The organism is Rathayibacter sp. CAU 1779 (assembly GCF_054551755.1).
The window spans coordinates 1,701,043-1,724,468 of the sequence record NZ_JBTOLK010000001.1 but is presented as its reverse complement, the minus strand read 5'-3'; the positions used below and the strand labels follow the sequence as shown (position 1 = coordinate 1,724,468).

The following is a 23,426-nucleotide window of genomic DNA, read 5'->3' as shown; positions in this document are numbered from 1 at the left end:
TCAGATGATTGCTTGGACCCCTCCCCTTGCGGCAATAGTGAATGTCGTGGACCACTCCCCCTTTGGCAAGCCTTCGCGGCGATTCGCGTCCAATTCCGTTGAATCCGCGGTTAGCGTGGCCGCGTGCGCGATGACGAGTTACGACGCCTGCTGACAGAGAGCAATCCGTGGTGGACCGCCGCTGCCCGCGGAGCGGATCCCACCTCGTGGGTGGCGGGCAACCGCACGCTCCGCGAACGCACGCGGTACGAGCTCGGCTATCGCAGCGGCATCCTCGACGACGTCGCCAGCGTCGAGCCGGACGGCCGTTTAGTTGTGCTCACGGGACCACGACGCATCGGCAAATCGGTGGCGCTTCTGGATGCCGCGGCAAACCTCTGCACACTCCCCGGCGTCGATCCGCGACAGGTCATCTACGTGCCGTGCGACACCATGCGTGGTCGCGACGTCACGCGCACACTCACGCTCGCAAGGATGCTCACGCGCTCCGTCGACCAGCCCAAGCCCCGCCCGCGCATCTGGCTGTTCGACGAGATCAGCATGGTCAGCGGCTGGACCAGCGCCCTCAAGCTCGCCCGCGACACCACCACCTTCGGCGACGACACCGTGGTCGTGACCGGCAGCCGCTGGGCGCAGTCAGAGGACATCCAGGGCAACCTGCTCGCCGGGCGCGCGGGATCCACCGGATCGCACCGCATCCGTCAGCTCCTGCCGATGTCATTCAGGGACTTCCTCACCGCCGCCTACCCTGGCCTGCCGACCATCGCCGTGGTCAACCCGGCCGAGCTGCAGAGCGAGGAGTCCCGCTGGGCCCTCGACGGCCTGCAGTTCGCCGTCGACGAGCTGGACCTCGCCTGGCAGGACTACCTCACGTGCGGCGGCTTCCCCCGAGCGGTCTTCGAGCACACCCGTGCCGGTGCCGTCTCGGACGGCTACGCCCGCGACCTGCACGCGTGGCTGCGCCGCGATGTGGATCCGGATGCGCCGACCAACACCACCACGACGCTCCTGCGCGGCATCAGCGAGCGCATGAACAGTCCGATCAATCTCACGTCGACGGCTCAGGACCTCGGATACGCCAGCCGTCCGACGTTCACCGCCAGGGTGGATCGGCTGATCAGCACCCACGCCGCACTGCGCTGCAACCAGGTTCGCGACGAAGGCGACCGCGTCGTCGGCGCGCACTACAAGCTGTATCTCGCCGATCCGCTGCTGGCGTGGATCCCGTCCATCGTGAGCCCCGGCCTCCCGACACCCGACTTCACCCGACTCACCGAGTCCGCGCTCGGCATCACGCTCGCCCGAGCGATCGAGGCGCTCGACGAGGGCCGCTGGCTCTCGGACGACTCCGTGGGATACGCCCGCACGGAATCCAACAACGAGATCGACTTCGCGCCGGTGCGAGTGCCCGTCGGTGGCGGTCATTCGACAACGGTTCCCATCGAGAGCAAGTGGATCGACACCGGCTGGCGCGCAGAATCGCGAGTCATCGACGGCAAGTACGGACGCGGCATCCTGGCGACGAAGTCCGTGCTCGACCTCGACGGCGACGTGTGGGCGGTTCCCGCACCGCTCGTCGCCCTGCTCCTGGCGTGACCTGTCGTTCCTCGCCCGGTCTGCTCCTCCCCGGCTGCCGCATCCCACGCTTGTCCACGGAATGCCGGCCACCGTCGATCCCTGCCCGGGCGGATGCCTACCCTCGGTTCCACGCGCCCGCGCCGGAGGCGCACGAAGGAGGAACCATGACGACATACCGGGTCGACAGCGACCAGATGATCGCGGCGACCAGCGCCGTGCGCGGATCGATGAGCCGCATCCAGAGCGAGGTTGCGGGTCTGATGGGTCAGCTGAACGGACTGCAGGGATCGTGGAGCGGACAGGCAGCCAACTCGTTCCAGGGCGTCGTCGCGCAGTGGCGCGGCACTCAGCAGCAGGTCGAGGAATCGCTCGCCGCGCTGAACCAGGCGCTCGGCCAGGCGGGGCAGCACTACGCGGAGGTGGAGCTCACGAACGCCAAGCTGTTCGCGGTCTGACCGTTCGGGCTCGAGCACGCCGACCGAAGGCACGAGCGAACGTGGAAACGAGAAGGGCGCCCCGAGGGGCGCCCTTCCGTTGGAATACTTCGGCTTTAGAAGTCCATGCCGCCGGCGTCGCCACCGGGAACCGGAGCAGACTTCTCCGGCTTGTCGGCCACGACCGCCTCGGTCGTCAGGAACAGGCCGGCGATGGAGGCCGCGTTCTGCAGAGCGGAACGGGTCACCTTGGCGGGGTCGATGATCCCCTGCTCGAGCAGGTCGCCGTACTCGCCGGTCGCGGCGTTGAGGCCGTATCCAGCGGGCAGCTCGGCGACCTTGGCCGCGACGACGCCCGGCTCGAGGCCGGCGTTGAGAGCGATCTGCTTGAGCGGCGCCTCGATGGCCACCTTGACGATGTTCGCACCGGTCGCCTCGTCGCCCTCGAGCTCGAGCGTCGCGAACGCCACCTTGCCCGCCTGGATCAGCGCGACGCCACCACCGGCGACGACGCCCTCCTCGACGGCGGCCTTCGCGTTGCGAACGGCGTCCTCGATGCGGTGCTTGCGCTCCTTGAGCTCGACCTCGGTCGCCGCGCCCGCCTTGATGACGGCAACACCGCCGGCGAGCTTGGCGAGACGCTCCTGCAGCTTCTCGCGGTCGTAGTCGCTGTCGGTGTTCTCGATCTCGTTGCGGATCTGCTGAACACGGCCGGCGATCTGCTCCGGGTCGCCTGCGCCCTCGACGATCGTGGTCTCGTCCTTGGTGATGACCACCTTGCGAGCCTGGCCGAGCAGGTCGAGGGTGACGTTCTCGAGCTTGAGACCGATCTCCTCGCTGATGACCTGGCCACCGGTGAGGATGGCGATGTCCTGCAGCTGGGCCTTGCGACGGTCGCCGAAGCCCGGAGCCTTGACGGCGACGGACTTGAAGATGCCACGCACCTTGTTGACGATCAGCGTGGCCAGAGCCTCACCGTCGACGTCCTCGGCGATGATCAGCAGCTGCTTGCCTGCCTGGATCACCTTGTCGACGACGGGCAGAAGGTCCTTGATGTTGGAGATCTTCTGGTTGGCGATGAGGACGTACGGGTCCTCGAACACCGCCTCCTGGCGGTCGGGGTCGGTCACGAAGTACTGCGACAGGAAGCCCTTGTCGAAGCGCATGCCCTCGGTCAGCTCGAGCTCGGTGCCGAACGTGTTCGACTCCTCGACCGTGACGACGCCTTCCTTGCCCACCTTGTCGATGGCCTCGGCGATGATCGCACCGATCTCGGCGTCGGCGGCGGAGATGGATGCCGTCGCAGCGATCTGGTCCTTGGTCTCGACCTCCTTGGCGGTGGCGAGCAGCTGCTCGGTCACTGCCGCGACTGCCTTCTCGATGCCGCGCTTGAGGCTGATCGGGTCAGAACCGGCCGCAACGTTGCGCAGGCCCTCGCGAACGAGCGCCTGGGCGAGCACGGTCGCTGTCGTGGTGCCGTCGCCTGCGACGTCGTCCGTCTTCTTGGCGACCTCCTTGACGAGCTCGGCGCCGATCCGCTCGTACGGGTCGTCGAGCTCGATCTCCTTCGCGATGGACACGCCATCGTTGGTGATCGTCGGGGCGCCCCACTTCTTGTCGAGCACGACGTTGCGACCGCGGGGGCCGAGGGTCACCTTGACCGCGTCGGCGAGCGTGTTGAGTCCACGCTCGAGGCCACGACGAGCCTCCTCGTCAAAAGCAATGATCTTTGCCATGTTGTTTCTCGTCCCTCCCGGACGTACGCGAAAGAATCAATGGGTTAGCACTCAGCAGAAGTGAGTGCTAAAAGGATTCTGGCACTCGCCCCCCTGGAGTGCAAGACGAGCGGATGCGCCGCGTCACAGAACGACGGCGACGCGCGGCAACCGGGTCATGGCGCACCGAAGATCGGAAGCGGGCCACCTGCCGCGACGATCAGTGCAGACGGCCGCGACGCTCGCTTCCAGAACCGAACTGAGGCAAGGAAAGCGTCGCAGACGAAGAAAGAGGGGACGCTGCTGAAGCAGCATCCCCTCTTTCGATTCGGTGGTCGTCAGGCGGGTCGGACGGACTCCGCCTGCGGCCCCTTCGATCCACTGCCGACCTCGAAAGTCACCTGTTGACCCTCTTCGAGGACTTTGTAGCCGTTCATGTCGATTGCGGAGTAGTGAACGAAAACGTCCTGTCCCCCACCATCGACAGTGATGAAGCCGTAGCCCTTTTCAGCGTTGAACCATTTGACGGTCCCGTTCGCCATTTAGTACTCCCATTGCCCTTCTGCAACGCCGCATGGTCGCGCACGTTGGATCCCGATAGTAGCGGGCGCCCTAGCCCAGTACGAGGGGTGTGTCCAGATTGAGACAATCAATGACAGACATCCGCTTTGCACATGCGCGAGCGGAGGCCGAACGCCTTTACTGGTGGGTGGGTTTGTAGTCGTCGCCGAGCACGACCGTGATGTCCGCTCCGGATGCCGCGAAGTCCTGCGTCACCTGGATCGGGGCCCCGGCGAGCTCCTGCGACACGGCGAGCGCCGCACCTTCGTTCTTCGGATCCGAGTAGTACACGGTCGTCGTCTTGACGTCGGTCGAGCTCGCGTTGGCCGGCGTGATGTTCTGCCAGCCGGCGGCTTTCAGCGTGGCCGTCGCATCCGCGGCAAGACCCGACTTCGTCGTGCCGTTCAGGACGATCAGGTTCAGCGTCGGATTCACGGCAGGCGTGACGGTGGGCGTGGGCGTCGCCGTCGCGGTCGGAGTCGCGGACGCCGTCGTGTGGCCGAAGGGCAGGTTCACGTTCAGGGTGCCGTTGATGGCGAAGATGGCGAGAGCACCGAGGCCCACGATCACGACGACGGCTCCGGCACACCAGGCGACCCAGATCCAGCCGTATCCCTTCGGCCGCGGCGCCCGGTGCGCGCCGATGCGCTCGAGATCGTCGGGGATCTGGTCGAACCGGTCGGTCGGGAACTTCTGGGCCATGGGCGGAGGTACTGATCCTTCAGTTCGGGCGCGGTGACCGCGATCGGTGGGCTTCGGCTGTCGGGATCACTGCGGCGGACGGAGGCGGTCCGCACGCGCTGCGAGTCGGGCGGCGCGCACGCGTTGCAGGCGACGCACCAGCATCGGGTCGTGCACGAGTGCGGCCGGCGACTCGATCACCCGGCCGAGGACCTGATAGTACCTGGCCGCGGAAAGACCGAACTGATCGCGGATCGCCTGTTCCTTGGCACCGGCGTGCTTCCACCACCGTCGCTCGAACTCCAGGACCGCGAGATCGCGTTCACTCAGGCCGTCGTCGTCGACCGCGCCGATGACGTGATCATCGGAGGCGTCGTGCGCGTGTCCCGGTTCGCCCACGCGCCTCACCTCCTGCCGATCAGCGCCATTGTAGGGGTGTGGCGAAGCTGAGACCGGGAGGCGTGCCGCCTCCCGCGACGTCCAGTGTCGTCACGGGAACAGCGGCGCGACGACGGTCGTTAGCCTTGATGTGCCGATCGGCGCCGGGCGGAGAGGTGATGCTCCGCCATTCAGGAAGGATTCACAGCCATGACGTATGCCGTCTCCAAGTCCGACGACCAGTGGCGCGAAGAGCTCAGCCCCGAGCAGTTCGCGGTGCTCCGCGAGGCCGCGACCGAACGGCCGTGGACCGGCGAGCTGCTCGACGAGAGCCGCGCCGGCATCTACACCTGTGCCGCCTGCGGCGCCGAACTGTTCAAGAGTGGAACGAAGTTCGACTCCGGATGCGGCTGGCCGAGCTTCTACGAGTCCGTGCGTCCCGAGGCCGTCACCCTGATCGAGGACACCTCGCTCGGGATGGTGCGCACCGAGGTGCGCTGTGCAGCCTGCGGATCGCACCTGGGCCACGTCTTCCCCGACGGATTCGGCACGCCGACCGGAGACCGGTACTGCATGAACTCCCTCTCCCTCTCCTTCGCAGCGGACGACGACCGACCGACCGAGGCGTGACGATGGGATCCGCCCGCGACGCGATCGCCGGCAGGCGCTCGCAGTCGAAGGTGACGGATGCCGCGCCGACGCACGAGGAGATCCTCGAGCTGGTCACCGTGGCGGCACGGGTCGCCGACCACAGTTCTCTGCGGCCGTGGCGGCTCATCGAGCTGCGCGGCGCCGCGCGAGAACGGCTGGGAGCGGCCATCGCCGAGGCGGAGCATCCGGGCGAAGCTCGCGAACCGTCGACGAAGCCGCTCCGCGCACCGTTGCTCATCGCCGTGGTGTCGTCGCCGCGGGAGAGCGTGAAGGTGCCGGAGTGGGAGCAGGATGCCGTGACATCCGGCGTCGCCCACATGCTCAGCCTCCTGCTCGATGAAGCCGGCTGGGGCGTGATGTGGCGCACCGGGCACTACACGCGGTCCGCGGCCGTCTCCGCGATGCACGGACTCGACGGGAACGAGCGCCTGTTGGGATGGCTGTACGTGGGCGGCAAGCCGGATCCCAAGCCGGGAAAGGGCGAAGGGGCGCCGAAGCGGATCGATCCGGAGAACTTCGTCAGCATTCTGGAGTGACGGTCGCTCTCATCGGCGAGGTCTGCTATTCCAGGTCGCTCTCGGAAAGCAGCTGAACGCTGTCCACTCCGCCGATCCCCGTCAGCGCGGCAAGGAGGCGATGCATGTCGTCAGGACCGTTGAGCTCGAGCACGACGGTCGTCACCCCCTCCCCGGTCAGACGATGGTCCACCCGGCTCACCACCCATCCCCCGCTGGTGATCGAGCCCAGAACGTCTCGAAGGATGCCGCGTCCATCTCGGTAGATCACCTCGAGCTGCACCTGCGCGTCCCGCCCGCGAGGAAGAAGCCGCGCGACAGCGGTGAGCCCGTACGCGACGACGAAGTGCAAAGCGGTGACCGTCAGCGCGAGCAGCCAGAGACCGGCGCCCGCCGCCATCCCGATCGCGGCCGTCTCCCACACCGACGCGGCCGTCGTCAGCCCCCTCACCGTGCCGCGACGGGTCAGGATCAGACCGGCGCCGAGAAATCCGATGCCCGTGACGATCTGGGCGGCAACCCGTGACGGGTCGAGCGTGACGTGATCGGAGAGCACGTCCGTGAACCCGTACTTGCTCACGAGCAGAAACAGTGCCGACGCAGTGCCGACGATCGCCTGCGTGCGCAGTCCCGCGCTCTTTCCGCGCAGCTGGCGTTCCAACCCGATGAGCGCGCTCAGCAAGAAGGCCAGGCCGAGCTCGCCGAGCTGCAGCCATCCTTGTCCTTGGAACACCGGAACCGCGTGCGTCATGAGAGCCGGCTGCGGGACTCGAACCCGCAACCTACGCTTTACAAGAGCGTTGCGCTACCGATTGCGCCAAGCCGGCCTGGCGGGCATCCGCCTCGCCGATCCATCTTACGGGTTCGCCGACGGTGCTCGGCTCGGGCGCTTGCCCGCGACTACCGGGTGCTCGTCGCCGTGGGCGTCGGCGTCGGCTTGGGAGTCGAGTACGTGTCGGCCTGAGCCTTCACGATGAACCCACGGAACTCGTCCGCGTCGGTCAGCGATCCGTCGTACTGCTTGCCGTTGACAAGCACCAGCGGGGTGCCCTTGAGCTGCTTCACGCTGGTGTTCGGGATAGGTCCGGTGAGGGTGCGATCCAGGGCGTTCTGCGCCCACTGCTCGAAGCGTCCGTCGTCGATGCACTTGACGATCGAGTCGTAGCTCTTGGCACCTGCCTGCTTCACGAGGCTCTTCAGCTGCTGGTCGGTGAGCCCGGCCGTGTTCTCCTGTGGCTGGTTCTCGAACAGCGCCTTGTTGAGGGCCCAGAACGAGTCCGGATCGTAGTTGGCGACACAGGCGACGGCGTTGTCTGCACGAAGCGAGTACTTGGTGCCGTTGGAGTGGCTGGCCAGCAGCGGGATGGGATGGATCTCGATGGTCGCGGCACCGCTGTCGACGAGCTTGCCGATCTGATCGGCGTTCGTTCGCTCGAAGTCGCCGCAGAGCGGACATAAGTAGTCGACATACGTGACGATGCTGACCGTCTGACCGGAGGAGTCGGGCTTGTTGGCCACAGGCTTGGCATCCGCTGCGGCCGCGGACGTGCGGTCCACCTTCATGCCCTTCCCGATCAGGATGCCATCGCTCGCCATGTTCGCCGGACCGCGGGAGGGCTCGTGAATGGAGGAGACGATGACAACGGCGACGATGGCTGCTGCGGCGACGACCAGCGTGATGATGGTGGAGCGGATGACCGCACGGCGGCGGCGTTCCTGCTTGCGATGCGCCTCTCGCAACTGCCGCGCCTTGTCACGGGCTGCGGCGCGGCGCTCACCATTGATCGGGCGCTGCGCAGGATCGCCGTTGCTCATTTGGTCTCACTTCGGGTGTGGAACTGCAGGGGGTTGCGGCATGCGCCGGAGCCGGCATGCGAACGCAGACGATCGTAGAGCGGCACTCTGGGAAATGCCCAGACGGGTCCTGGTGATCCATCGGATGCCACCGGTGCGAACGCTGCGTCTCTGCCGTCCGGTCGCGGCCTCGATTCGCCGGGACGAGCGCCATGTCGTAGCATCGGTGCTGGTCAGCGGTGACTGCCGTTGGCCATACAACATCCATTCACTCGGATCGTCCGGCACGTACCTGCCGGTGAAGGAGACACACAACCATGGCAACAGTCACGTTCGACGATGCGACGCGCATCTATCCCGGTGGCACGCGTCCCGCGGTCGACAAGCTGAACCTCGACATCGCCGACGGCGAGTTCCTCGTTCTCGTCGGCCCCTCCGGATGCGGCAAGTCAACGTCACTCCGCATGCTCGCCGGCCTCGAAGAGGTCAACGAGGGCAACATCTTCATCGGCGACCGCAACGTGACCGACGTTCCGCCGAAGGACCGCGACATCGCCATGGTCTTCCAGAACTACGCGCTGTACCCGCACATGACCGTGGCCGAGAACATGGGCTTCGCGCTCAAGATCGCCGGCGTCAAGAAGGAAGAGCGCGCCACCCGCGTTCTCGAGGCCGCCAAGCTGCTCGACCTCGAGCCCTACCTGAACCGCAAGCCGAAGGCACTCTCCGGTGGTCAGCGTCAGCGCGTCGCGATGGGTCGCGCCATCGTGCGTTCGCCCCAGGTGTTCCTCATGGACGAGCCGCTGTCGAACCTCGACGCCAAGCTCCGCGTCCAGACCCGCACGCAGATCGCGTCGCTGACCCGCCGCCTCGGCGTCACCACCGTCTACGTGACGCACGACCAGACCGAGGCTCTGACCATGGGCGACCGCATCGCGGTGCTCAAGGACGGCGTCCTGCAGCAGGTCGGCACTCCGCGCGAGCTCTACGCAGAGCCGAACAACGTGTTCGTCGCCGGCTTCATCGGCAGCCCTGCCATGAACCTCTTCGCGGCCGATGTCACCGAGGGTGGCATCCAGTTCGGCAGCGCCGTCGTCCCCGTGGACCGCGAGGTCCTCGCGAAGGCCGGCAAGCAGGTCACCATCGGCGTGCGTCCTGAGGACGTCGTCGTGTCGACCAACGCGAGCTCTGGCCTCACCGTGGCCGTCGACCTGGTCGAGGAGCTCGGTGCAGACGGTTACCTCTACGGCCACACCGAGGTCGACGAGAAGCGCGTCGACATCGTCGGCCGTGTCGACGGTCGCCAGCACCCGAACGCGGGCGAGACGGTCTACATCACGCCGAAGCCGGGCCACGTGCACCTCTTCGACGCCGAGAGCGGCGAGCGCCTCGGCGGCGCCGTGGTCGACTAAGACCTCAGCTGAACGGAACGCCCCGGCCAGGGTCTCTCGGGTCGGGGCGTTCCGCATTCCACGGATGAATCCGGCGGGCTCGGGACCGCTAGCCTTGTGCTCTATGGCTGGCTCCGTCAACATCACCGCGGCCACGGTCGATCCCGCGCTCCTCGACCTCCCGTGGAACCTCCCGTTGGACAAATGGTCCAACGAACACATCGCCATGCTGCCGAAGGGCATCTCACGGCACCTCGTGCGCTTCGCACATCTCTCCGGCTACGTCATCGCCGTCAAGGAGACGACGGGCGAGATGGCCAGGCGCGAGTACGGCATGCTGCGCACCCTGCAGCGGTTGGACGTGCCGTGCGTGGAGCCCGTCGCCGTGATCGAGGGCCGAACGGATGACAACGGCAAGGCCCTCAAACCCGTGCTGGTCACGCGTCACCTCAAGTTCTCCCTCCCCTACCGCGCCCTGTACTCGCAGACGCTGCGTCCGGACACCGCGACCCGTCTCGTGGACGCGCTCGCCGTGCTCCTCGTGCGGCTGCACATGGTCGGCTTCTTCTGGGGCGACGTCTCGCTCTCCAACACGCTGTTCCGCCGCGATGCCGGCGCCTTCGCCGCCTACCTGGTGGACGCCGAGACCGGCCAGATCTACGAGGGCGGTCTCTCGAACGGACAGCGCGAGAACGACCTCGAAATCGCCAGGGTCAACATCGCCGGCGAGCTGATGGACATCGCCGCCGGAGGCCGCCTGGCCGACGAAGTGGATCCGGTCGAGGTGGCGGGCGGGATCGTCGCCGCGTATCGCTCGCTGTGGAAGGAGCTCACGGGAAGCGAATCCTTCTCCGCATCCGAGAGGTGGCGTATCGCCGAACGAGTGCGGCGGCTCAATGAGCTCGGATTCGACATCGAGGAGCTGGCGATCCGCACGGGTGAGGACGGCGCGAGCGTGCGCATCCAGCCCAAGGTGGTCGACGCAGGACACCACCAGCGGCGCCTGCTGCGCCTGACAGGGCTCGACACGGGCGAGAACCAGGCCAGGCGTCTGCTGAACGACCTCGACTCCTACGCTGCGACCGTCGCGAAGCCCGGGCTCGACGAGGAGGGCATGGCGCACGAGTGGCTGCTGCGCGTCTTCGAGCCGGTGGTGCGTGCCATCCCCGCCGACCTGCGCGGCAAGCTCGAACCGGCCGAGGTGTTCCATCAGCTGCTCGACCACCGGTGGTTCATGTCGCAGGAGGAGGGACGCGACGTTCCCCTCGCCGAAGCGCTGACGTCGTACATCAACGACGTGCTGCGTCACCGCCGCGACGAGGCCACCGTGATCGCGCCGGTCACCGAGGCGTTCACCCTGCCGATCGATGTCTCGGACGACGACGGGGACGGCGACGACGACTGGATGTCGAAGATCTGAGCTCAACCGGCGGACGGCATCGCCGTCCAGCTGATGGTGCCGTCCGTCTCCCACGTGACGGTGACCGCGAGCGGACGTCCGTCGAGGTCGCGGACTGCGTCCTTGGTGATCGACAGGCCGTGCGTGGCTATTCCGCCGAGGGATGCGCAGGTTTCCGCGGCGCGCTCCCCGTCGACGACGGCCACCAGACAGTATTCGTCGTCGAGGCGCTGGGCGGCGTAGATTGTGCTGCTCTGCTGCATCCTCACGGATCCCGCCACCTCATGGAACGACGTGGTGACGAATCCTTGCGTCACGTCCGCGGGCAGGTTGTCGACGCGGGGCGACTTCGCGAAGAACTCCTCGATCGCTGGTCCGGGGAGCGGACGGTATCCGTCGTCCCGCGGGGTGGGCGTCGGCGAGCTTTCCACACCGACGGGCGACGACGGCGCCAGGTAGCCGATCGTGGCGGAGACGCCGACTGTGATCAGCACGCCCAGCACGAAGCCGGCAACGGCGAGCAACGTGGGAAGAGCGCGACGCGAGAGTGCCGGGCGAGCGGGTGCGGCATCCGCTCCATGCTCGTGCGGTCCGTCGACGTCCACGGTGCCCACGTACGATGCGATTCCGTCGCTCGCGTCCGAGAGCGTACCGCCACCGGCGTCATCCCGTCCGGCGCGGCCTCCGTCCTCGCCCTGAGCCGCACGCCGGGTGCCTGCCTCTGGCGCGTGCGTCCTGTCGTACTCGGCAAGTGCCCACTCGCTCGGTGTCATCCGGACCAGGCGACCCGTCGACGGATCGAGATACTCCCTCGGGGTCTCCTCAGCGCCCTCGCGCGAGTAGATGCGCTCGAGCAGCCGTCGTCGGTCGTCCACGGATCCGCGCCTCCCGCCGCCTCGCGAGCCGATGCCACCAGGTTAGGACGACCGCCGCGAGTGCGGGAAACGTGCCGGAGTCGTCAGCCGACGGTCGGGGGCGTGTCCGGCAATTCCGACCCGCCCTAGCCTTCCGAGCGGCGCTTGGCGATCTCGTAGAGAGTGACGCTCGCCGCGATGCCCGCGTTCAGCGACTCCGTCGCCGCGCTGATCGGGATTGACACGATGGCGTCGGCCGTCTCGGTCACGAGTCGCGAGAGTCCCTTGCCCTCGCTGCCGACGACGATGACGACGCCCCGGTCGGCGAGCTCGAGGTCGTGGAGCGACACGTCACCGTCGCCGGCGAGTCCGAGCACGAACAGTCCGCGCTTCTGCAGTCCCTTGAGCGTCTGGGTCAGGTTCGCCGCCATTGCGACGGGAGTGCGCGCCGCTGCACCGGCCGACGTCTTCCAGGCGGAGGAGGTCACGCCGACCGACCGACGCTGCGGCACGATCACCGCCTGTCCGCCGAAAGCGGCCGTGGAGCGGATGATCGCACCCAGATTGCGCGGGTCCGTCACCCCGTCGAGCGCCACGAACAGCGGCGTCCGGCCGCTGCTCAGCACCTGGTCGAGGAGGTCGTCGACGTGCGCGTACTCGTACGGCGGAACCTTCAGCGCCACGCCCTGATGCACGGCGTCGCGACCGGACAGCCTGTCCAGCTCGGGACGCATCACCTCGAGCACCGGGATGCCGCGCTTCGTCGCCGTGCTGAGGATCTCCTTGACTCTGTCGTCGAGCTCGATGCGCGCGGCGACGTACAGCGTCGTGGCAGGGATGCGGGCGCGGAGCGCCTCCAGCACCGAGTTGCGCCCCGTGACGATCTCTGCCTCGTCCGGGGTGGCACGACGGGATCCCGTTCCGCCACCGGTGTTCGAACGCTGGCCGGACCTCGTCGCCGACTTGGCCGCTGCGCGGTCGGCAAGCGCTTTGCGCTTGTTGGCGGCGTGGTAGGTGCGGTCCTCCGCCTTCGGGGTCGGCCCCTTGCCCTCCAGCGCCTTGCGGCCTTGGCCGCCCGACCCCTTCGTTGGGCCCTTCTTCGTTTTGCGCACGGCTCCTGCGCGAGGCTTATTCGCCATCGATACTCCAATGCGCACCCATGGGGGTGTCTTCGATCGTGATGCCCGCCTCGGCGAGCTCTGAGCGGATGCGGTCTGCCGCAGCGAAATCGCGTGCCTTGCGGGCCGCTTCGCGGTCGTCGAGCAACCGGCGGAGCAGCGAGTCCAGGGCTGCGCGGGTGGGAGCATCCGTACGGATCTGCCACTGCGGCGACAGCGGATTGATGCCGAGCACCTCGGTCATCGCGGTGACCTGCCCGCGGGCGGCCGCCGCGGCTCCGAGGTCTTCGCCGTCGAGCGCCTGGTTGCCGGCGCGCACGGTGTCGTGCAGCACGGCGAGCGCCTGCGGCACGCCGAAGTCGTCATCCATGGCCTGCGCGAACGCGTCAGGGATGACCTCGACGCCGCTGGAGGCGAACCGGGTGCCCGCCAGCCTTCGGTCGACGCGCTCGAGGAAGCCGGAGATCCGCTCCAACGCGGCCTCCGCCTCGGCGAGCGAGCTCTCGGTGAAGTCGATGGTCGACCGGTAGTGAGCCGATCCGAGGTAGTAGCGGACGACGATGGGGCGTGCGGCACCGAGCAGGTCGGCCGCGTAGACCGAGTTGCCGAGCGACTTGGACATCTTCTGTCCCGACACGTTGACGAGTCCGTTGTGCACCCAGTAACCGGCGAACGCGTCGCCGGCAGCCGTCGACTGCGCGAGTTCGTTCTCGTGGTGCGGGAAGCGGAGGTCGAGCCCGCCGCCGTGGATGTCGAACGCGGCGCCGAGATAGCGCGAGGACATAGCGGAGCACTCGATGTGCCATCCGGGCCGGCCGCTGCCCCACGGGCTGCTCCACGATGCGGATGCCGGCTCGTCGTCCTTGCGTCCCTTCCAGAGCGCGAAGTCGCGGGGGTCGCGCTTGGCGCGGGGATCGGCATCCGCCGCCGCTTCCATCGCGTCGATGCTCTGCTTGGTCAGCTCGCCATAGCTCGGCCAGCTGCGCACGTCGAAGTACACGTCGCCGGAGCCGTCATCCGCAACGTACGCGTGCCCGCGCTCGATGAGCCGCGCGATGATCTCCTGCATCTGCGGGATGCTGGCCGTCGCCCTCGGCTCGTACGTCGGAGGCTGTATGCCGAGCTCGGCATACGAGTCGGTGAACTCCCGCTCGTAGCGGTAGGCGAGCGCCCACCACTGCTCGGTGCTGCCCGACAGTTGGGCTGCTGCCGCATTGATCAGGACCTTGTCGTCGACGTCCGTCACGTTGCGCACGAGCGTCACGTCGAAGCCGCGGTAGTTGAACCAGCGACGGATCTGGTCGTAGACCAGCGCGGATCGCAGGTGACCGATGTGCGGGGAGGACTGCACGGTGGGGCCACACACGTAGATGCCGACCCGACCGTCGACGAGGGGAACGAAGTCGCGCAGCGCCGCAGCGTGCGTGTCGTACAGTCGGATGCCCACCGCTCTAGCTTAAGTGGCGCCTGCCGTCGGTCTTGTCATCATGACGTCGCGGGCCGTCCGATCGGCGACCAGCCCCGTGCATGGGCTGGGGAGCGCTTCAGCGGGAGGGCACGACCAGCGCGGTCGCGATCGCCGTGACGCCCTCGCCCCGACCGGTGAAGCCCAGTCCGTCGGTGGTGGTCGCCGAGATCGAGACCGGTGCTCCGAGGATGTCCGACAACGCCTTCTCCGCTTCGACTCGCCTCGGCGAGAACCGCGGGCGGTTGCCGATCAGCTGCACGCTCACGTTGCCGATGCGGATGCCGGCGCCCGCCAGCCGCTCCCGCGTCGCCGTGAGGAACACCTCGCCATGAGCGCCGGCGAAGCGCGGATCGTCGGTGCCGAACACGGATCCGATGTCGCCGAGCCCGGCCGCGGACAGCAGTGCGTCCACGATCGCGTGCGCGACGGCATCCCCGTCGCTGTGGCCGGCGAGCCCCTGCTCCCCCGGCCAGAGCAGGCCGGCGAGCCACAGGTCGCCGTTGCCGCCGAAGGCGTGAGTGTCGGTGCCGAGCCCGATGCTCGGCACCGCGGGCGCGGCATCCGTGGCGCCCAGAAGCTGCTCGGCGCGGGCGAGGTCGGCGGGCGTTGTCACCTTGAAGGCGAGCGGGTCACCTGCGACGATGCGCACCGGATGGCCGATCGCGGCGACGAGGGCTGCGTCATCCGTCACTTCTTCGGTGGCCGCCGCGTATGCGGCGACGAGCTGGTCGCGTGGGAATCCCTGCGGCGTCTGAACGGCGACGAGCTCAGAGCGGTCGACGGTCTCGGTGATGCGGGAGTCGGCATCCGTCCGCTTCACCGTGTCGCTCACCGGAAGCCCTGGCACCGCGCCCTCGCCCGAGACGTCGACGGATGCCACCACCTCGTCGAAGAGACTCGACGGCGTGAACGCCCTCGCCGCGTCGTGCACGAGGACGACCTCGACGGAGTCGTCCAGGGCTGCGAGCCCGGCGGTCACCGAGGCCTGGCGCGTCGGACCGCCTTCGACCGCGCGACCGGCGACGACGAGGGAATCGAGGAGGCTCTGCGAGTCATCCAGGCGTTCGGTCGGCACCACGGCGATCACCTGCACGGGCTCACGCATGCCGTTCACGGCATGCAGGGCATGCTCGAGCAAGGTGCGCCCCCCAGCCGTCACGAAAGCCTTGGGAACGCCGGCCCCGAGCCGTGTGCCGGAGCCTGCAGCCACCACGATCACCGCGACTCGCGGCAGGGAAGCACTCATGGCGTCGAGCGTAGTGCGACCGCGCACGGTCGCAGGATTCGGCGGGATCGCAGCGCGACCCGCCGAACCGGATGGTGCCTCAGGAGGCGAGGACCTCGTCGAGCACGCTGGACGCCTGCTCCTCGTCGGTCTTCTCCGCGAGTGCCAGCTCCGAGATGAGAATCTGGCGCGCCTTGGCGAGCATGCGCTTCTCACCCGCGGAAAGCCCGCGGTCCTGGTCACGACGCCACAGGTCGCGGACGACTTCGGAAACCTTGATCACGTCGCCGGAAGCGAGCTTCTCGAGGTTGGCCTTGTACCGGCGGGACCAGTTGGTCGGCTCCTCCGTGAACTGCGCCCGGAGCACCTCGAAGACCTTGTCCAGGCCTTCTTTGCCGATCACGTCGCGCACGCCAACGAGGTCGACATTCTCAGCGGGAACCTCGATCGTGAGGTCACCCTGAGTGACGTTGAGCTTGAGGTAGACCTTCTCTTCGCCCTTGATGATTCTTTTCTTCACCTCAGTGATCGTTGCGGCACCGTGATGGGGGTAAACGACAGTCTCGCCGACCTCGAAAAGCATAGATAGCAGTCCCTTCAGCAGCGTCTAGAATACCACAGCGGTGAGGTGCTATCCTGTGCCGCCCAGGCCGGGAGCGGCCCCGGTCATGGGGTAGGCTCAAGACGCATTCCGCGGTGTTCCGACAGGCCGATCCGGCCGGCCCGGTGCGACTTGGAGGATCTGAAGTGAAGGCGCGTGTCGCGGCATCCATCGTTCTCGCTCTCGGGCTCACCGTCGGCATGTCCGGCTGCACGCTGGTCACTCTGCAGGACACCAAGTACATCAAGGAGTCGGCCGACGGCGTCAACGGAACCGTTGGCAAGGTGGACATCCGCAACGCCGTCATCATCGCCAACACCAGCGGCACGGTCGGCAACCTCGTCGTGACCTTCGTGAACAACGACGACAAGCCGCACTACATCGCCGTGCAGCACGGATCGAAGACCCACTCGGTGTCGGTGCCGGCACTGGGCGTCAAGAAGGTCGGGGCCGAGGGCGGCACGCGAGTCGAGTTCGCGGGGCTGGATGCCAAGCCGGGTTCTCTGACCGATGTCTACTTCACCTATCCGGGCGCAACGGGCACGCAGCTCCGGGTGCCGGTGCTGGCCTCCACGTTCCCCGGCTTCGAGGACTACGCACCCGGCAAATAACGGCAACCACAGACATCCGTACGACAGAAACGCCCGGCTCATCGGCCGGGCGTTCTGCTGTATGCCTGGAGGCGAATGCGCCTCGACTCGACGCTCAGCTCGCCTCGAAGCGATACCCGAGACCACGCACGGTGACGAGCATCTGCGGGTCGGACGGGTTCGGCTCGATGCGCGAGCGGATGCGCTTGATGTGCACGTCGAGCGTCTTCGTGTCGCCGAAGTAGTCGCTCCCCCACACCCGGTCGATGAGTTGCCCGCGGGTCAGCACGCGCCCGGCGTTACGCAGCAGGAGCTCGAGCAGCTCGAATTCCTTCAGCGGCATGGGCGTCTCCGCTCCCGAGACCGACACCGTGTGACGGTCAACGTCCATGCGCACGGTTCCGGCCTCGAGGATGCCGTCCTCGAAGTCCCCGTCTTCGGAGCGTCTGCGGAGCACGGCACGGATGCGCGCCAGCAGCTCCCGTGTCGAGTACGGCTTGGTGACGTAGTCGTCCGCCCCCAGTTCGAGTCCCACCACGATGTCGACCTCGGAGTCCTTGGCCGTCAGCATGATGATCGGGACGCTCGATCGCGTGCGGAGCTGCTTGCACACCTCCGTGCCGGGCATGCCGGGCAGCATCAGGTCGAGGAGGACCAGGTCGGCGCCGTCGCGGTCGAATTCCGCGATCGCGCCGAGGCCGTTGTCGGCCACAGCCACCTCGTATCCCTCACGGCGCAGCAGGAATGCGAGCGGCTCGCTCAGCGCTTCCTCGTCTTCCACCAAAAGGATGCGGGTCATGTCGTACGTTCTCCTTGCTTGACGGGCGCCTGCTTGGGGAGCCCTGGTTTCAAAGGTTCAGGGGCGATGTGCTCAGCCTCAGGAAGCCGGATGGTGAAGGTGGATCCGCTGCCCTGCTTCGACCACACGCGGACCTCGCCGCCGTGGTTCTGCACGGCATGCTTCACGATCGAGAGGCCGAGACCGGTGCCGCCCGTCGAGCGGGAACGCGCCTGGTCGACGCGGTAGAACCGCTCGAAAACGCGATCGAGATCCTCGACGGGGATTCCGGGACCCTGATCGGTCACCGTGATCTCCACGATTCCGTCGTGCAACCGTGTTCCGATACCCACTCTGGTGCGGTCAGGCGAATAGCGGACCGCATTCGAGATGAGATTGTGTACGGCCGTGGTCAGCAGGCTCTCGTCGCCGAAGACGACGGCGTGCGAGTGCCGCCCGGTGGCCAGTTCGATGCCGCGGGATTCGGCCAGCACCCGGTTCTGGTCGACGGCCGACGTGACCACGTGGTCGATGGAGACGCGCTCGGCGTGCGGAACGATGTCCGCGGCCTGCAGGCGCGAGAGGTCGATGATGTCCTGCGTGAGCCTGGCCAGGCGACCAGCTTCGTTCGTGAGACGTGATGCGAAGTGCCGCACCTGCTCGGGATCATCCGGTGCACTTTCCAAGGCTTCGGCCAGCACGCTGATCGCACCGATCGGGGTCTTCAGCTCGTGACTGATGTTGGCGACGAAGTCCCTTCGCACCTGTTCCAGGCGGACCGCCTCTGTGCGGTCATCCGCGAGCACCAGGATGTAGCGGGAGCCCAGGCGCGCGACGCGTACGGTCAGCTGCACCGTGGCATCCCCCAGCGCGCTGCGTGCCAGTTCGAGGTCCTCCTCGACCGGATCGCCCGTGCGACGCACGGCGTCGACCATCTCGACGAGTCGCGGCTGGCTCAGTGCCGCATTCCACACCAGTCCGAGTCCGTAGGCGCCGGCGGATGCGCGGACCACGTTGTTGCTCGGATCCACCACGATGCCTGCGGTCGGCAGTGCCTCCAGCACCTGATCGACGCCGTCCGGCACGGTCGGGCTCACGATCTCGGTTGCGCGGTGGCTCCTGGATGCCGCCGAATACAGCAGCCACACGAATCCAGCCCCGACCACGAGGCCGAGTGCCAGAGACAGCAGCACCAACCAGGTGGAGTCCATACCGTCAGGCTAGCGGCGCGCTCCCGTTGCCCCGCCCCGAAGTCGCCTCCTGTGGGCCTCGCTTCGCGGAATGTTCGGGCCTCGGACACCGCCCGTTAACCTGTCATGGGGACCATGACACAGGGATCGGACAGCCCGATCCTTCTGCGCGCCATGAGAAGGACAGCCGAGTATGCGTGACGTATTCCAGCACGAGATGCGGGAGGTGCAGGACCGCTTGGTGGAGATCGCCGAGCTCGTCGTCGTCTCCATCCGCAACGCCACGGAGGCGTTCAACGAGGGTGACGTGTCGCTCGCGGAGACTGTCATCCAGAACGACCAGAAGATCGACGCTCTCACGGTGGTGCTGGACGAGCTGTCCATCCAGATCCTCGCCAGGCAGAACCCGGTCGCGCGCGACCTGCGCATCGTGGTGAGCGCGCTGCGCATCAGCGCATCGTTGGAGCGGATGGGCGACATCGCGGAGCACATCGCCCAGCTGGCCCGCTACAGGTTCCCCGACAAGGTCGTGCCGAAGAGCCTGCGCGGCACGTTCCAGGAGATGGGACGGCTCGACGTGCTCATCGCCGAGCGTCTCGTCGAGCTGCTGCGAACACAGGATCCTCGGATCGCCGACGAGATCCGTGATCAGGACGACGACATCGATGAGCTGCACGTGAGTGTCTTCGACAAGGTGCTCGGCGAGACCTGGAAGGGCGAGGCCGTCGACACGGTCGATGCGACGCTCGCGTCGCGCTATCACGAGCGGTTCGCGGACCACGCGGTATCGATCGCGAAGAAGGTGCAGTACTTGGTGACCGGCGATTGGGTGCCAGAGGCATCCTGATCCGTGCGCAGGCTCGCGTCCGTGCTCAAGAGTCGCCGGCGGACCGGGCCTGTCGCGTGACAGCGATGTGGGCTCGACCGGTCTGAGCAAAGGCACGGCGGGACCGCGCGTGGCCGCCGCCGACGTTGTGCGCGTCGTCAACCGAGTCGTGGCACGCGTCGCGGCTGGCAGACAATGGACGGTATCCCACCCTCTGCCCGGAAGGATCCGCTGTGTCCGACTACGACGTCACCACCCCGCTCGACACGGACTACTACGAGGTCTTCGCCGACGTCCCCGCCGAGGACCGCGCCTTCTGGGACCGTGCACGGCAGTTCTCGCTGGAGTCGCGCGATGAGCTGGCGGATGCGTGGGACAGGGCCGAGTATCCGCTCCACCTGGTGCGTCGGCTCGGTGAACTCGACCTGCTGACCGACGGAGTCGCCGGCGAGGGCTTGACGCCGATGTCGCCGCTGGCCGCGGGACTCGTGAACATGGAGATCTCGCGCGGAGACGGCTCGATGGGCACGGTCATCGCGGTGCAGGGCGGCCTGGCGCTGCGCAGCATCGCGCTGCACGGCAGTGACGAGCAGAAGGCGAAGTGGCTTGTGCCGCTGGCGAAGGCAGAGGTCTACGGCGCCTTCGCCCTCACCGAGCCGGATCACGGGTCCGATTCGACGTCGCTGGAGACCCGCGCCCACCGCACGGAGGACGGCTGGGTCATCAACGGCGAGAAGAAGTGGATCGGCAACGGATCCGTCGGCGGGATCACCGTCGTGTGGGCTCGTGACGACGACGGAGACGTGCGCGGATTCCTGGTCGATCAGGACACGCCCGGATACAAGGCCGAGACGATCACCGGGAAGGGATCCCTTCGCGCCATCTACCAGGCGCACATCGTCTTCGATGACGTGCATGTTCCGGCCGATGCCGTGCTGCCAGGAGCGCGGACGTTCCGGGACACGTCAACCGTGCTGCTCGCAACCCGGGCGGCCGTCGCCTGGTCTGCACTGGGACACGCAACAGCGGTGTTCGAGGCCGCACTCAGCTATTCGAAACAGCGCATCCAGTTCGGCAAACCGCTCGCCTCGTTCCAGATCGTGCAGGAACGACTCACCGAGATGTTGTCGCAGCTGACATCCATGCAGCTGTACTGCCGTCGCGTCGCCGACCTGGACGCCGCCGGTCGCCTTTCCCCGACCCAGGCCTCCCTCACCAAGTACCACTGCACCCGCACCGCACGTCAGATCGCGGCGAACGCGCGCGACCTGCTGGGCGGGAACGGCATCCTGGTGGAGAACCGGGTGATCACGCACATGGCGGACATCGAGGCGATCCACACGTACGAGGGCACGGAGAGCATCCAGGCGCTGCTGATCGGCCGGAGCCTCACGGGAGTCAGCGCGCTCGCGCGCTGACCAGGAGCGTGCCGGCGCCTACGCCGAGCCGTGCCCTCAAGAGGAGAAGAGCGCACCCTCGAGCGGAGAAACCGGCACTCTCGGGCGGAGAAACCGGCACTCTCGGGCGGAGAAACCCGCACCCTCGGGCGGAGAAACCCGCACCCTCGAGCGGAGAAACCCGCACCCTCGAGCGGAGAAACCCGCACCCTCGAGCGGAGAAACCCGCACCCTCGAGCGGAGAAACCCGCACCCTCGAGCGGAGAAACCGGCACCCTCGAGCGGAGAAACCCGCACCCTCGGGGTGGGGGTCGGGCACTGTCGGGGTGCCCGACGTGGCGCTACTTGGCGCCCTGGGCTGCGACGGCGGCGGCACCGGCTGCTGCCGCCTCTGGATCGAGGTACTCGCCGGGGGCGAGGGGCTTGAAGTCCTCGTCGAGGCGGTAGACCAGCGGGATCCCGGTGGGGATGTTCAGCTCGGCGATGTCGTCGTCGCTGATGCCGTCCAGGTGCTTGACCAGGGCACGCAGCGAGTTGCCGTGCGCCGTGACCAGTACGGTCTTGCCCGCCCGCAGGTCGGGGATGATGTCGGAGTGCCAGTAGGGCAGCATCCGCGCGATGACGTCCTTGAGGCACTCGGTGCGCGGGAGCTCCTGATCACTCAGGTCGGCGTAACGAGGGTCGCCGACCTGCGACCATTCGGCGTCGTCAGCGAGGACCGGCGGCGGAACGTCGAACGAGCGACGCCACAGCATGAACTGCTCGTCGCCGTACTTCTCCTTGGTCTCCGCCTTGTCCAGGCCCTGCAAGGCGCCATAGTGGCGCTCGTTGAGACGCCAGGTGCGGCGCACCGGAATCCACAGGCGGTCGGCGGTCTCCAGCGCGAGGTTCGCGGTCTGGATGGCCCGCGACAGCACAGAGGTGTGCAGCACCTCGGGCAGCAGACCGCTGGATGCCAGCAACTCACCGGCGCGTGCCGCCTCGACGCGTCCCTTCTCGGTGAGTCGCACGTCGACCCATCCCGTGAAGAGGTTCTTCTGGTTCCACTCGCTCTCGCCGTGGCGCAGCAGGATCAAGGTGTAAGGAGAGGGCATGGAGCCAGTTTATCGGCGCTCCAGGACGGTGATCGACGGCCGCCCCGCCACTGGAGCGCACCGGGAGGCCGAGCCCGCCGGGATACTGGAAGGATGGCGGGCGGCACGGGCGAGACACGACGCGGGCGCCCTGTCGGCACCATCACCCGCGGAACGACGAACACGAACCGCCTGCGCCGCGTGGACCGCTGGATCGCGGCTGGGCCCGTGCTTCGGAGAGCATCCGATCCGCTCGTCGTCGACCTCGGCTATGGCGCCAGCGGTGTGACGGTGTTCGAGCTGGAGCGTCGGCTGCGGCGCGTTCGGGACGACGTGCGGGTGCTGGGGCTGGAGATCGCTCCGGAGCGGGTGGCACGGGCATCCGCTCAGCTGGAGGAGCTGCGGGGAGGACGGACGCTGTTCCGTCCCGACGCGCACGTGTCCTTCGCCCGCGGCGGGTTCGAGGTGCCGACGCCGAACGGCGAACGGGCTGCGGTCATCCGCGCGTTCAACGTGCTGCGGCAGTACGACGAGTCGGAGGTGGCGGACGCCTGGGCTCTGCTGCGGTCGCGCCTGCAGCCGGACGGCCTGCTTGTCGAGGGCACGTGCGACGAGCTCGGCCGCATCGCGAGCTGGGTGGGCCTGGACGACACGGGACCTGTGTCGTTCACGGTGTCGCTGCGGCTGCCGGGGCTGGAGCATCCGTCGGTCGTCGCGGAGCGGCTTCCGAAGGCGCTGATCCATCGCAATGTCCCCGGTGAGCGTGTGCACGCGTTCCTCGCGGCGCTCGACGCCGCCTGGACGCATGCCGCCCCGCTGTCGACCTACGGGCCCGTTCAGCGCTGGCTGGCGACGGTCGAGCGGATGCTCGCCGACGGCTGGCCCATCACCGGCGGCCGCACGAGGTGGCGGCTCGGCGAGGTCAGTGTGCCGTGGAGTTGCGTGGCGCCCGTGTGACAGCAGGGCGTGTCTGACAGTTCGGGTGTCGGCGAGGATGCGCTCGGCACGGTCGACCGCAAAGAGCCGGAGGAAGGCCTCACTGGTCGTGAGGTCGACGACGGCTCTGCAGCGAGCGGCCGTGCCGAGCGCACCGCAGCCAGCCCCGAACGGTCAGACACGCCCTAGCCGTGGGATGCGCGGCACGTTCGCCTCTGCGCCCGCGTCGGTGGGCACGATGGCCTCCTGCGCCGCGGGGGGGGGGGGGGGGGG

General features: G+C 67.6%; 25 protein-coding genes and 1 tRNA gene. 11 read left to right on the top strand and 15 right to left on the bottom strand.

Features of this window, described 5'->3' with window-relative positions; genetic code table 11:
• The first annotated feature begins 123 nt into the window (after positions 1 to 123).
• Both ACX9R5_RS07885 and ACX9R5_RS07880 read left to right on the top strand, forming a co-directional pair.
• Positions 124 to 1,596: an ATP-binding protein gene (locus tag ACX9R5_RS07885; RefSeq protein WP_459408430.1), complete on the top strand. Its 1,473-nt coding sequence runs from the start codon at positions 124 to 126 to the stop codon at positions 1,594 to 1,596.
• A 146-nt stretch (positions 1,597 to 1,742) separates the two neighbouring features.
• A complete protein-coding gene (locus ACX9R5_RS07880) occupies positions 1,743 to 2,033 on the top strand; it encodes a WXG100 family type VII secretion target (RefSeq protein ID WP_459408429.1) in 291 nt (96 codons plus the stop codon).
• Between the two features lie 95 nt (positions 2,034 to 2,128).
• Here ACX9R5_RS07880 and groL read toward each other — a convergent pair whose 3' ends face one another.
• The 4 genes from groL to ACX9R5_RS07860 form a co-directional block, all read right to left on the bottom strand.
• Entirely contained in the window at positions 2,129 to 3,748 is a 1,620-nt protein-coding gene (gene groL, locus ACX9R5_RS07875; RefSeq protein ID WP_459408428.1) for a chaperonin GroEL, read from the bottom strand.
• A 317-nt stretch (positions 3,749 to 4,065) separates the two neighbouring features.
• Positions 4,066 to 4,269, bottom strand: coding sequence for a cold-shock protein (locus ACX9R5_RS07870; protein ID WP_170024777.1), 204 nt, complete (start codon positions 4,267 to 4,269; stop codon positions 4,066 to 4,068).
• A gap of 157 nt (positions 4,270 to 4,426) precedes the next feature.
• Positions 4,427 to 4,990 carry a LytR C-terminal domain-containing protein gene (locus ACX9R5_RS07865; RefSeq protein ID WP_459408427.1) on the bottom strand — a complete coding sequence of 188 codons (564 nt, stop codon included), beginning with the start codon at positions 4,988 to 4,990 and terminating at the stop codon, positions 4,427 to 4,429.
• Positions 4,991 to 5,056: 66 nt separating this feature from the next.
• The gene (locus ACX9R5_RS07860) at positions 5,057 to 5,323 is read right to left on the bottom strand and encodes a DUF3263 domain-containing protein (protein WP_459409050.1); all 267 of its coding nucleotides are present in this window, start codon (positions 5,321 to 5,323) and stop codon (positions 5,057 to 5,059) included.
• Positions 5,324 to 5,557: 234 nt separating this feature from the next.
• Here ACX9R5_RS07860 and msrB point away from each other — a divergent pair, with 234 nt between their 5' ends.
• Both msrB and ACX9R5_RS07850 read left to right on the top strand, forming a co-directional pair.
• Positions 5,558 to 5,977 (top strand): peptide-methionine (R)-S-oxide reductase MsrB, encoded by a 420-nt coding sequence (gene msrB / locus ACX9R5_RS07855; protein ID WP_459408426.1) that lies wholly within the window; start codon positions 5,558 to 5,560, stop codon positions 5,975 to 5,977.
• Between the two features lie 2 nt (positions 5,978 to 5,979).
• Positions 5,980 to 6,534, top strand: coding sequence for a nitroreductase family protein (locus tag ACX9R5_RS07850; protein ID WP_459408425.1), 555 nt, complete (start codon positions 5,980 to 5,982; stop codon positions 6,532 to 6,534).
• Between the two features lie 25 nt (positions 6,535 to 6,559).
• Here ACX9R5_RS07850 and ACX9R5_RS07845 read toward each other — a convergent pair whose 3' ends face one another.
• The 3 genes from ACX9R5_RS07845 to ACX9R5_RS07835 form a co-directional block, all read right to left on the bottom strand.
• Positions 6,560 to 7,264: an MgtC/SapB family protein gene (locus ACX9R5_RS07845; RefSeq protein WP_459408424.1), complete on the bottom strand. Its 705-nt coding sequence runs from the start codon at positions 7,262 to 7,264 to the stop codon at positions 6,560 to 6,562.
• Between the two features lie 3 nt (positions 7,265 to 7,267).
• Positions 7,268 to 7,340, bottom strand: a tRNA-Thr gene (locus ACX9R5_RS07840).
• Positions 7,341 to 7,413: 73 nt separating this feature from the next.
• Entirely contained in the window at positions 7,414 to 8,328 is a 915-nt protein-coding gene (locus ACX9R5_RS07835) for a DsbA family protein (RefSeq protein WP_459408423.1), read from the bottom strand.
• Positions 8,329 to 8,624: 296 nt separating this feature from the next.
• Between ACX9R5_RS07835 and ACX9R5_RS07830 the strand changes: the two genes are divergently transcribed.
• Positions 8,625 to 9,719, top strand: a complete 1,095-nt coding sequence (locus ACX9R5_RS07830) for an ABC transporter ATP-binding protein (RefSeq protein WP_459408422.1) — start codon at positions 8,625 to 8,627, stop codon at positions 9,717 to 9,719.
• Positions 9,720 to 9,822: 103 nt separating this feature from the next.
• Positions 9,823 to 11,118, top strand: coding sequence for a DUF4032 domain-containing protein (locus ACX9R5_RS07825; RefSeq protein ID WP_459408421.1), 1,296 nt, complete (start codon positions 9,823 to 9,825; stop codon positions 11,116 to 11,118).
• Between the two features lie 2 nt (positions 11,119 to 11,120).
• Here ACX9R5_RS07825 and ACX9R5_RS07820 read toward each other — a convergent pair whose 3' ends face one another.
• The 5 genes from ACX9R5_RS07820 to ACX9R5_RS07800 form a co-directional block, all read right to left on the bottom strand.
• Positions 11,121 to 11,972 carry a hypothetical protein gene (locus ACX9R5_RS07820; protein WP_459408420.1) on the bottom strand — a complete coding sequence of 284 codons (852 nt, stop codon included), beginning with the start codon at positions 11,970 to 11,972 and terminating at the stop codon, positions 11,121 to 11,123.
• Positions 11,973 to 12,097: 125 nt separating this feature from the next.
• Positions 12,098 to 13,090: a 23S rRNA (guanosine(2251)-2'-O)-methyltransferase RlmB gene (gene rlmB, locus ACX9R5_RS07815; protein ID WP_459408419.1), complete on the bottom strand. Its 993-nt coding sequence runs from the start codon at positions 13,088 to 13,090 to the stop codon at positions 12,098 to 12,100.
• Positions 13,080 to 14,516, bottom strand: a complete 1,437-nt coding sequence (cysS, locus tag ACX9R5_RS07810) for a cysteine--tRNA ligase (RefSeq protein WP_459408418.1) — start codon at positions 14,514 to 14,516, stop codon at positions 13,080 to 13,082. Before cysS ends, rlmB begins: the two co-directional genes overlap by 11 nt.
• 97 nt (positions 14,517 to 14,613) lie before the next feature.
• Positions 14,614 to 15,783 (bottom strand): 2-C-methyl-D-erythritol 4-phosphate cytidylyltransferase, encoded by a 1,170-nt coding sequence (gene ispD / locus ACX9R5_RS07805; protein ID WP_459408417.1) that lies wholly within the window; start codon positions 15,781 to 15,783, stop codon positions 14,614 to 14,616.
• Positions 15,784 to 15,862: 79 nt separating this feature from the next.
• The gene (locus ACX9R5_RS07800; protein ID WP_170024789.1) at positions 15,863 to 16,345 is read right to left on the bottom strand and encodes a CarD family transcriptional regulator; all 483 of its coding nucleotides are present in this window, start codon (positions 16,343 to 16,345) and stop codon (positions 15,863 to 15,865) included.
• Between the two features lie 164 nt (positions 16,346 to 16,509).
• On the opposite strand from ACX9R5_RS07800, the gene ACX9R5_RS07795 reads away from it, so the two are divergent.
• A complete protein-coding gene (locus tag ACX9R5_RS07795; protein WP_459408416.1) occupies positions 16,510 to 16,974 on the top strand; it encodes a hypothetical protein in 465 nt (154 codons plus the stop codon).
• Between the two features lie 94 nt (positions 16,975 to 17,068).
• Here ACX9R5_RS07795 and ACX9R5_RS07790 read toward each other — a convergent pair whose 3' ends face one another.
• Positions 17,069 to 17,752: a response regulator gene (locus tag ACX9R5_RS07790; protein ID WP_459408415.1), complete on the bottom strand. Its 684-nt coding sequence runs from the start codon at positions 17,750 to 17,752 to the stop codon at positions 17,069 to 17,071.
• Positions 17,749 to 18,942, bottom strand: coding sequence for a sensor histidine kinase (locus ACX9R5_RS07785; RefSeq protein ID WP_459408414.1), 1,194 nt, complete (start codon positions 18,940 to 18,942; stop codon positions 17,749 to 17,751). Before ACX9R5_RS07785 ends, ACX9R5_RS07790 begins: the two co-directional genes overlap by 4 nt.
• Positions 18,943 to 19,114: 172 nt before the next feature.
• Here ACX9R5_RS07785 and phoU point away from each other — a divergent pair, with 172 nt between their 5' ends.
• Positions 19,115 to 19,768, top strand: a complete 654-nt coding sequence (gene phoU, locus ACX9R5_RS07780) for a phosphate signaling complex protein PhoU (protein WP_170024793.1) — start codon at positions 19,115 to 19,117, stop codon at positions 19,766 to 19,768.
• 212 nt (positions 19,769 to 19,980) lie between these two features.
• Entirely contained in the window at positions 19,981 to 21,165 is a 1,185-nt protein-coding gene (locus ACX9R5_RS07775) for an acyl-CoA dehydrogenase family protein (RefSeq protein ID WP_459408413.1), read from the top strand.
• A 320-nt stretch (positions 21,166 to 21,485) separates the two neighbouring features.
• Here ACX9R5_RS07775 and ACX9R5_RS07770 read toward each other — a convergent pair whose 3' ends face one another.
• A complete protein-coding gene (locus ACX9R5_RS07770; protein WP_459408412.1) occupies positions 21,486 to 22,238 on the bottom strand; it encodes a phosphoglyceromutase in 753 nt (250 codons plus the stop codon).
• 93 nt (positions 22,239 to 22,331) lie between these two features.
• Between ACX9R5_RS07770 and ACX9R5_RS07765 the strand changes: the two genes are divergently transcribed.
• Positions 22,332 to 23,174, top strand: coding sequence for a class I SAM-dependent methyltransferase (locus tag ACX9R5_RS07765; RefSeq protein ID WP_459408411.1), 843 nt, complete (start codon positions 22,332 to 22,334; stop codon positions 23,172 to 23,174).
• Between the two features lie 9 nt (positions 23,175 to 23,183).
• Entirely contained in the window at positions 23,184 to 23,342 is a 159-nt protein-coding gene (locus ACX9R5_RS07760; RefSeq protein ID WP_459408410.1) for a hypothetical protein, read from the top strand.
• Positions 23,343 to 23,426: the final 84 nt, after the last annotated feature.

Coding starts and splice junctions, on each gene's coding strand:
- ACX9R5_RS07865 (WP_459408427.1), bottom strand. CDS start 4,990: ATGGCCCAGAAGTTCCCGACCGACCGGTTCGACCAGATCCCCGACGAT.
- ACX9R5_RS07870 (WP_170024777.1), bottom strand. CDS start 4,269: ATGGCGAACGGGACCGTCAAATGGTTCAACGCTGAAAAGGGCTACGGC.
- ACX9R5_RS07800 (WP_170024789.1), bottom strand. CDS start 16,345: ATGCTTTTCGAGGTCGGCGAGACTGTCGTTTACCCCCATCACGGTGCC.
- ACX9R5_RS07790 (WP_459408415.1), bottom strand. CDS start 17,752: ATGACCCGCATCCTTTTGGTGGAAGACGAGGAAGCGCTGAGCGAGCCG.
- ACX9R5_RS07835 (WP_459408423.1), bottom strand. CDS start 8,328: ATGAGCAACGGCGATCCTGCGCAGCGCCCGATCAATGGTGAGCGCCGC.
- ACX9R5_RS07850 (WP_459408425.1), top strand. CDS start 5,980: ATGGGATCCGCCCGCGACGCGATCGCCGGCAGGCGCTCGCAGTCGAAG.
- ispD (WP_459408417.1), bottom strand. CDS start 15,783: ATGAGTGCTTCCCTGCCGCGAGTCGCGGTGATCGTGGTGGCTGCAGGC.
- ACX9R5_RS07825 (WP_459408421.1), top strand. CDS start 9,823: ATGGCTGGCTCCGTCAACATCACCGCGGCCACGGTCGATCCCGCGCTC.
- ACX9R5_RS07765 (WP_459408411.1), top strand. CDS start 22,332: ATGGCGGGCGGCACGGGCGAGACACGACGCGGGCGCCCTGTCGGCACC.
- ACX9R5_RS07785 (WP_459408414.1), bottom strand. CDS start 18,942: ATGGACTCCACCTGGTTGGTGCTGCTGTCTCTGGCACTCGGCCTCGTG.
- phoU (WP_170024793.1), top strand. CDS start 19,115: ATGCGTGACGTATTCCAGCACGAGATGCGGGAGGTGCAGGACCGCTTG.
- groL (WP_459408428.1), bottom strand. CDS start 3,748: ATGGCAAAGATCATTGCTTTTGACGAGGAGGCTCGTCGTGGCCTCGAG.
- msrB (WP_459408426.1), top strand. CDS start 5,558: ATGACGTATGCCGTCTCCAAGTCCGACGACCAGTGGCGCGAAGAGCTC.
- ACX9R5_RS07770 (WP_459408412.1), bottom strand. CDS start 22,238: ATGCCCTCTCCTTACACCTTGATCCTGCTGCGCCACGGCGAGAGCGAG.
- ACX9R5_RS07880 (WP_459408429.1), top strand. CDS start 1,743: ATGACGACATACCGGGTCGACAGCGACCAGATGATCGCGGCGACCAGC.
- rlmB (WP_459408419.1), bottom strand. CDS start 13,090: ATGGCGAATAAGCCTCGCGCAGGAGCCGTGCGCAAAACGAAGAAGGGC.
- ACX9R5_RS07845 (WP_459408424.1), bottom strand. CDS start 7,264: ATGACGCACGCGGTTCCGGTGTTCCAAGGACAAGGATGGCTGCAGCTC.
- ACX9R5_RS07830 (WP_459408422.1), top strand. CDS start 8,625: ATGGCAACAGTCACGTTCGACGATGCGACGCGCATCTATCCCGGTGGC.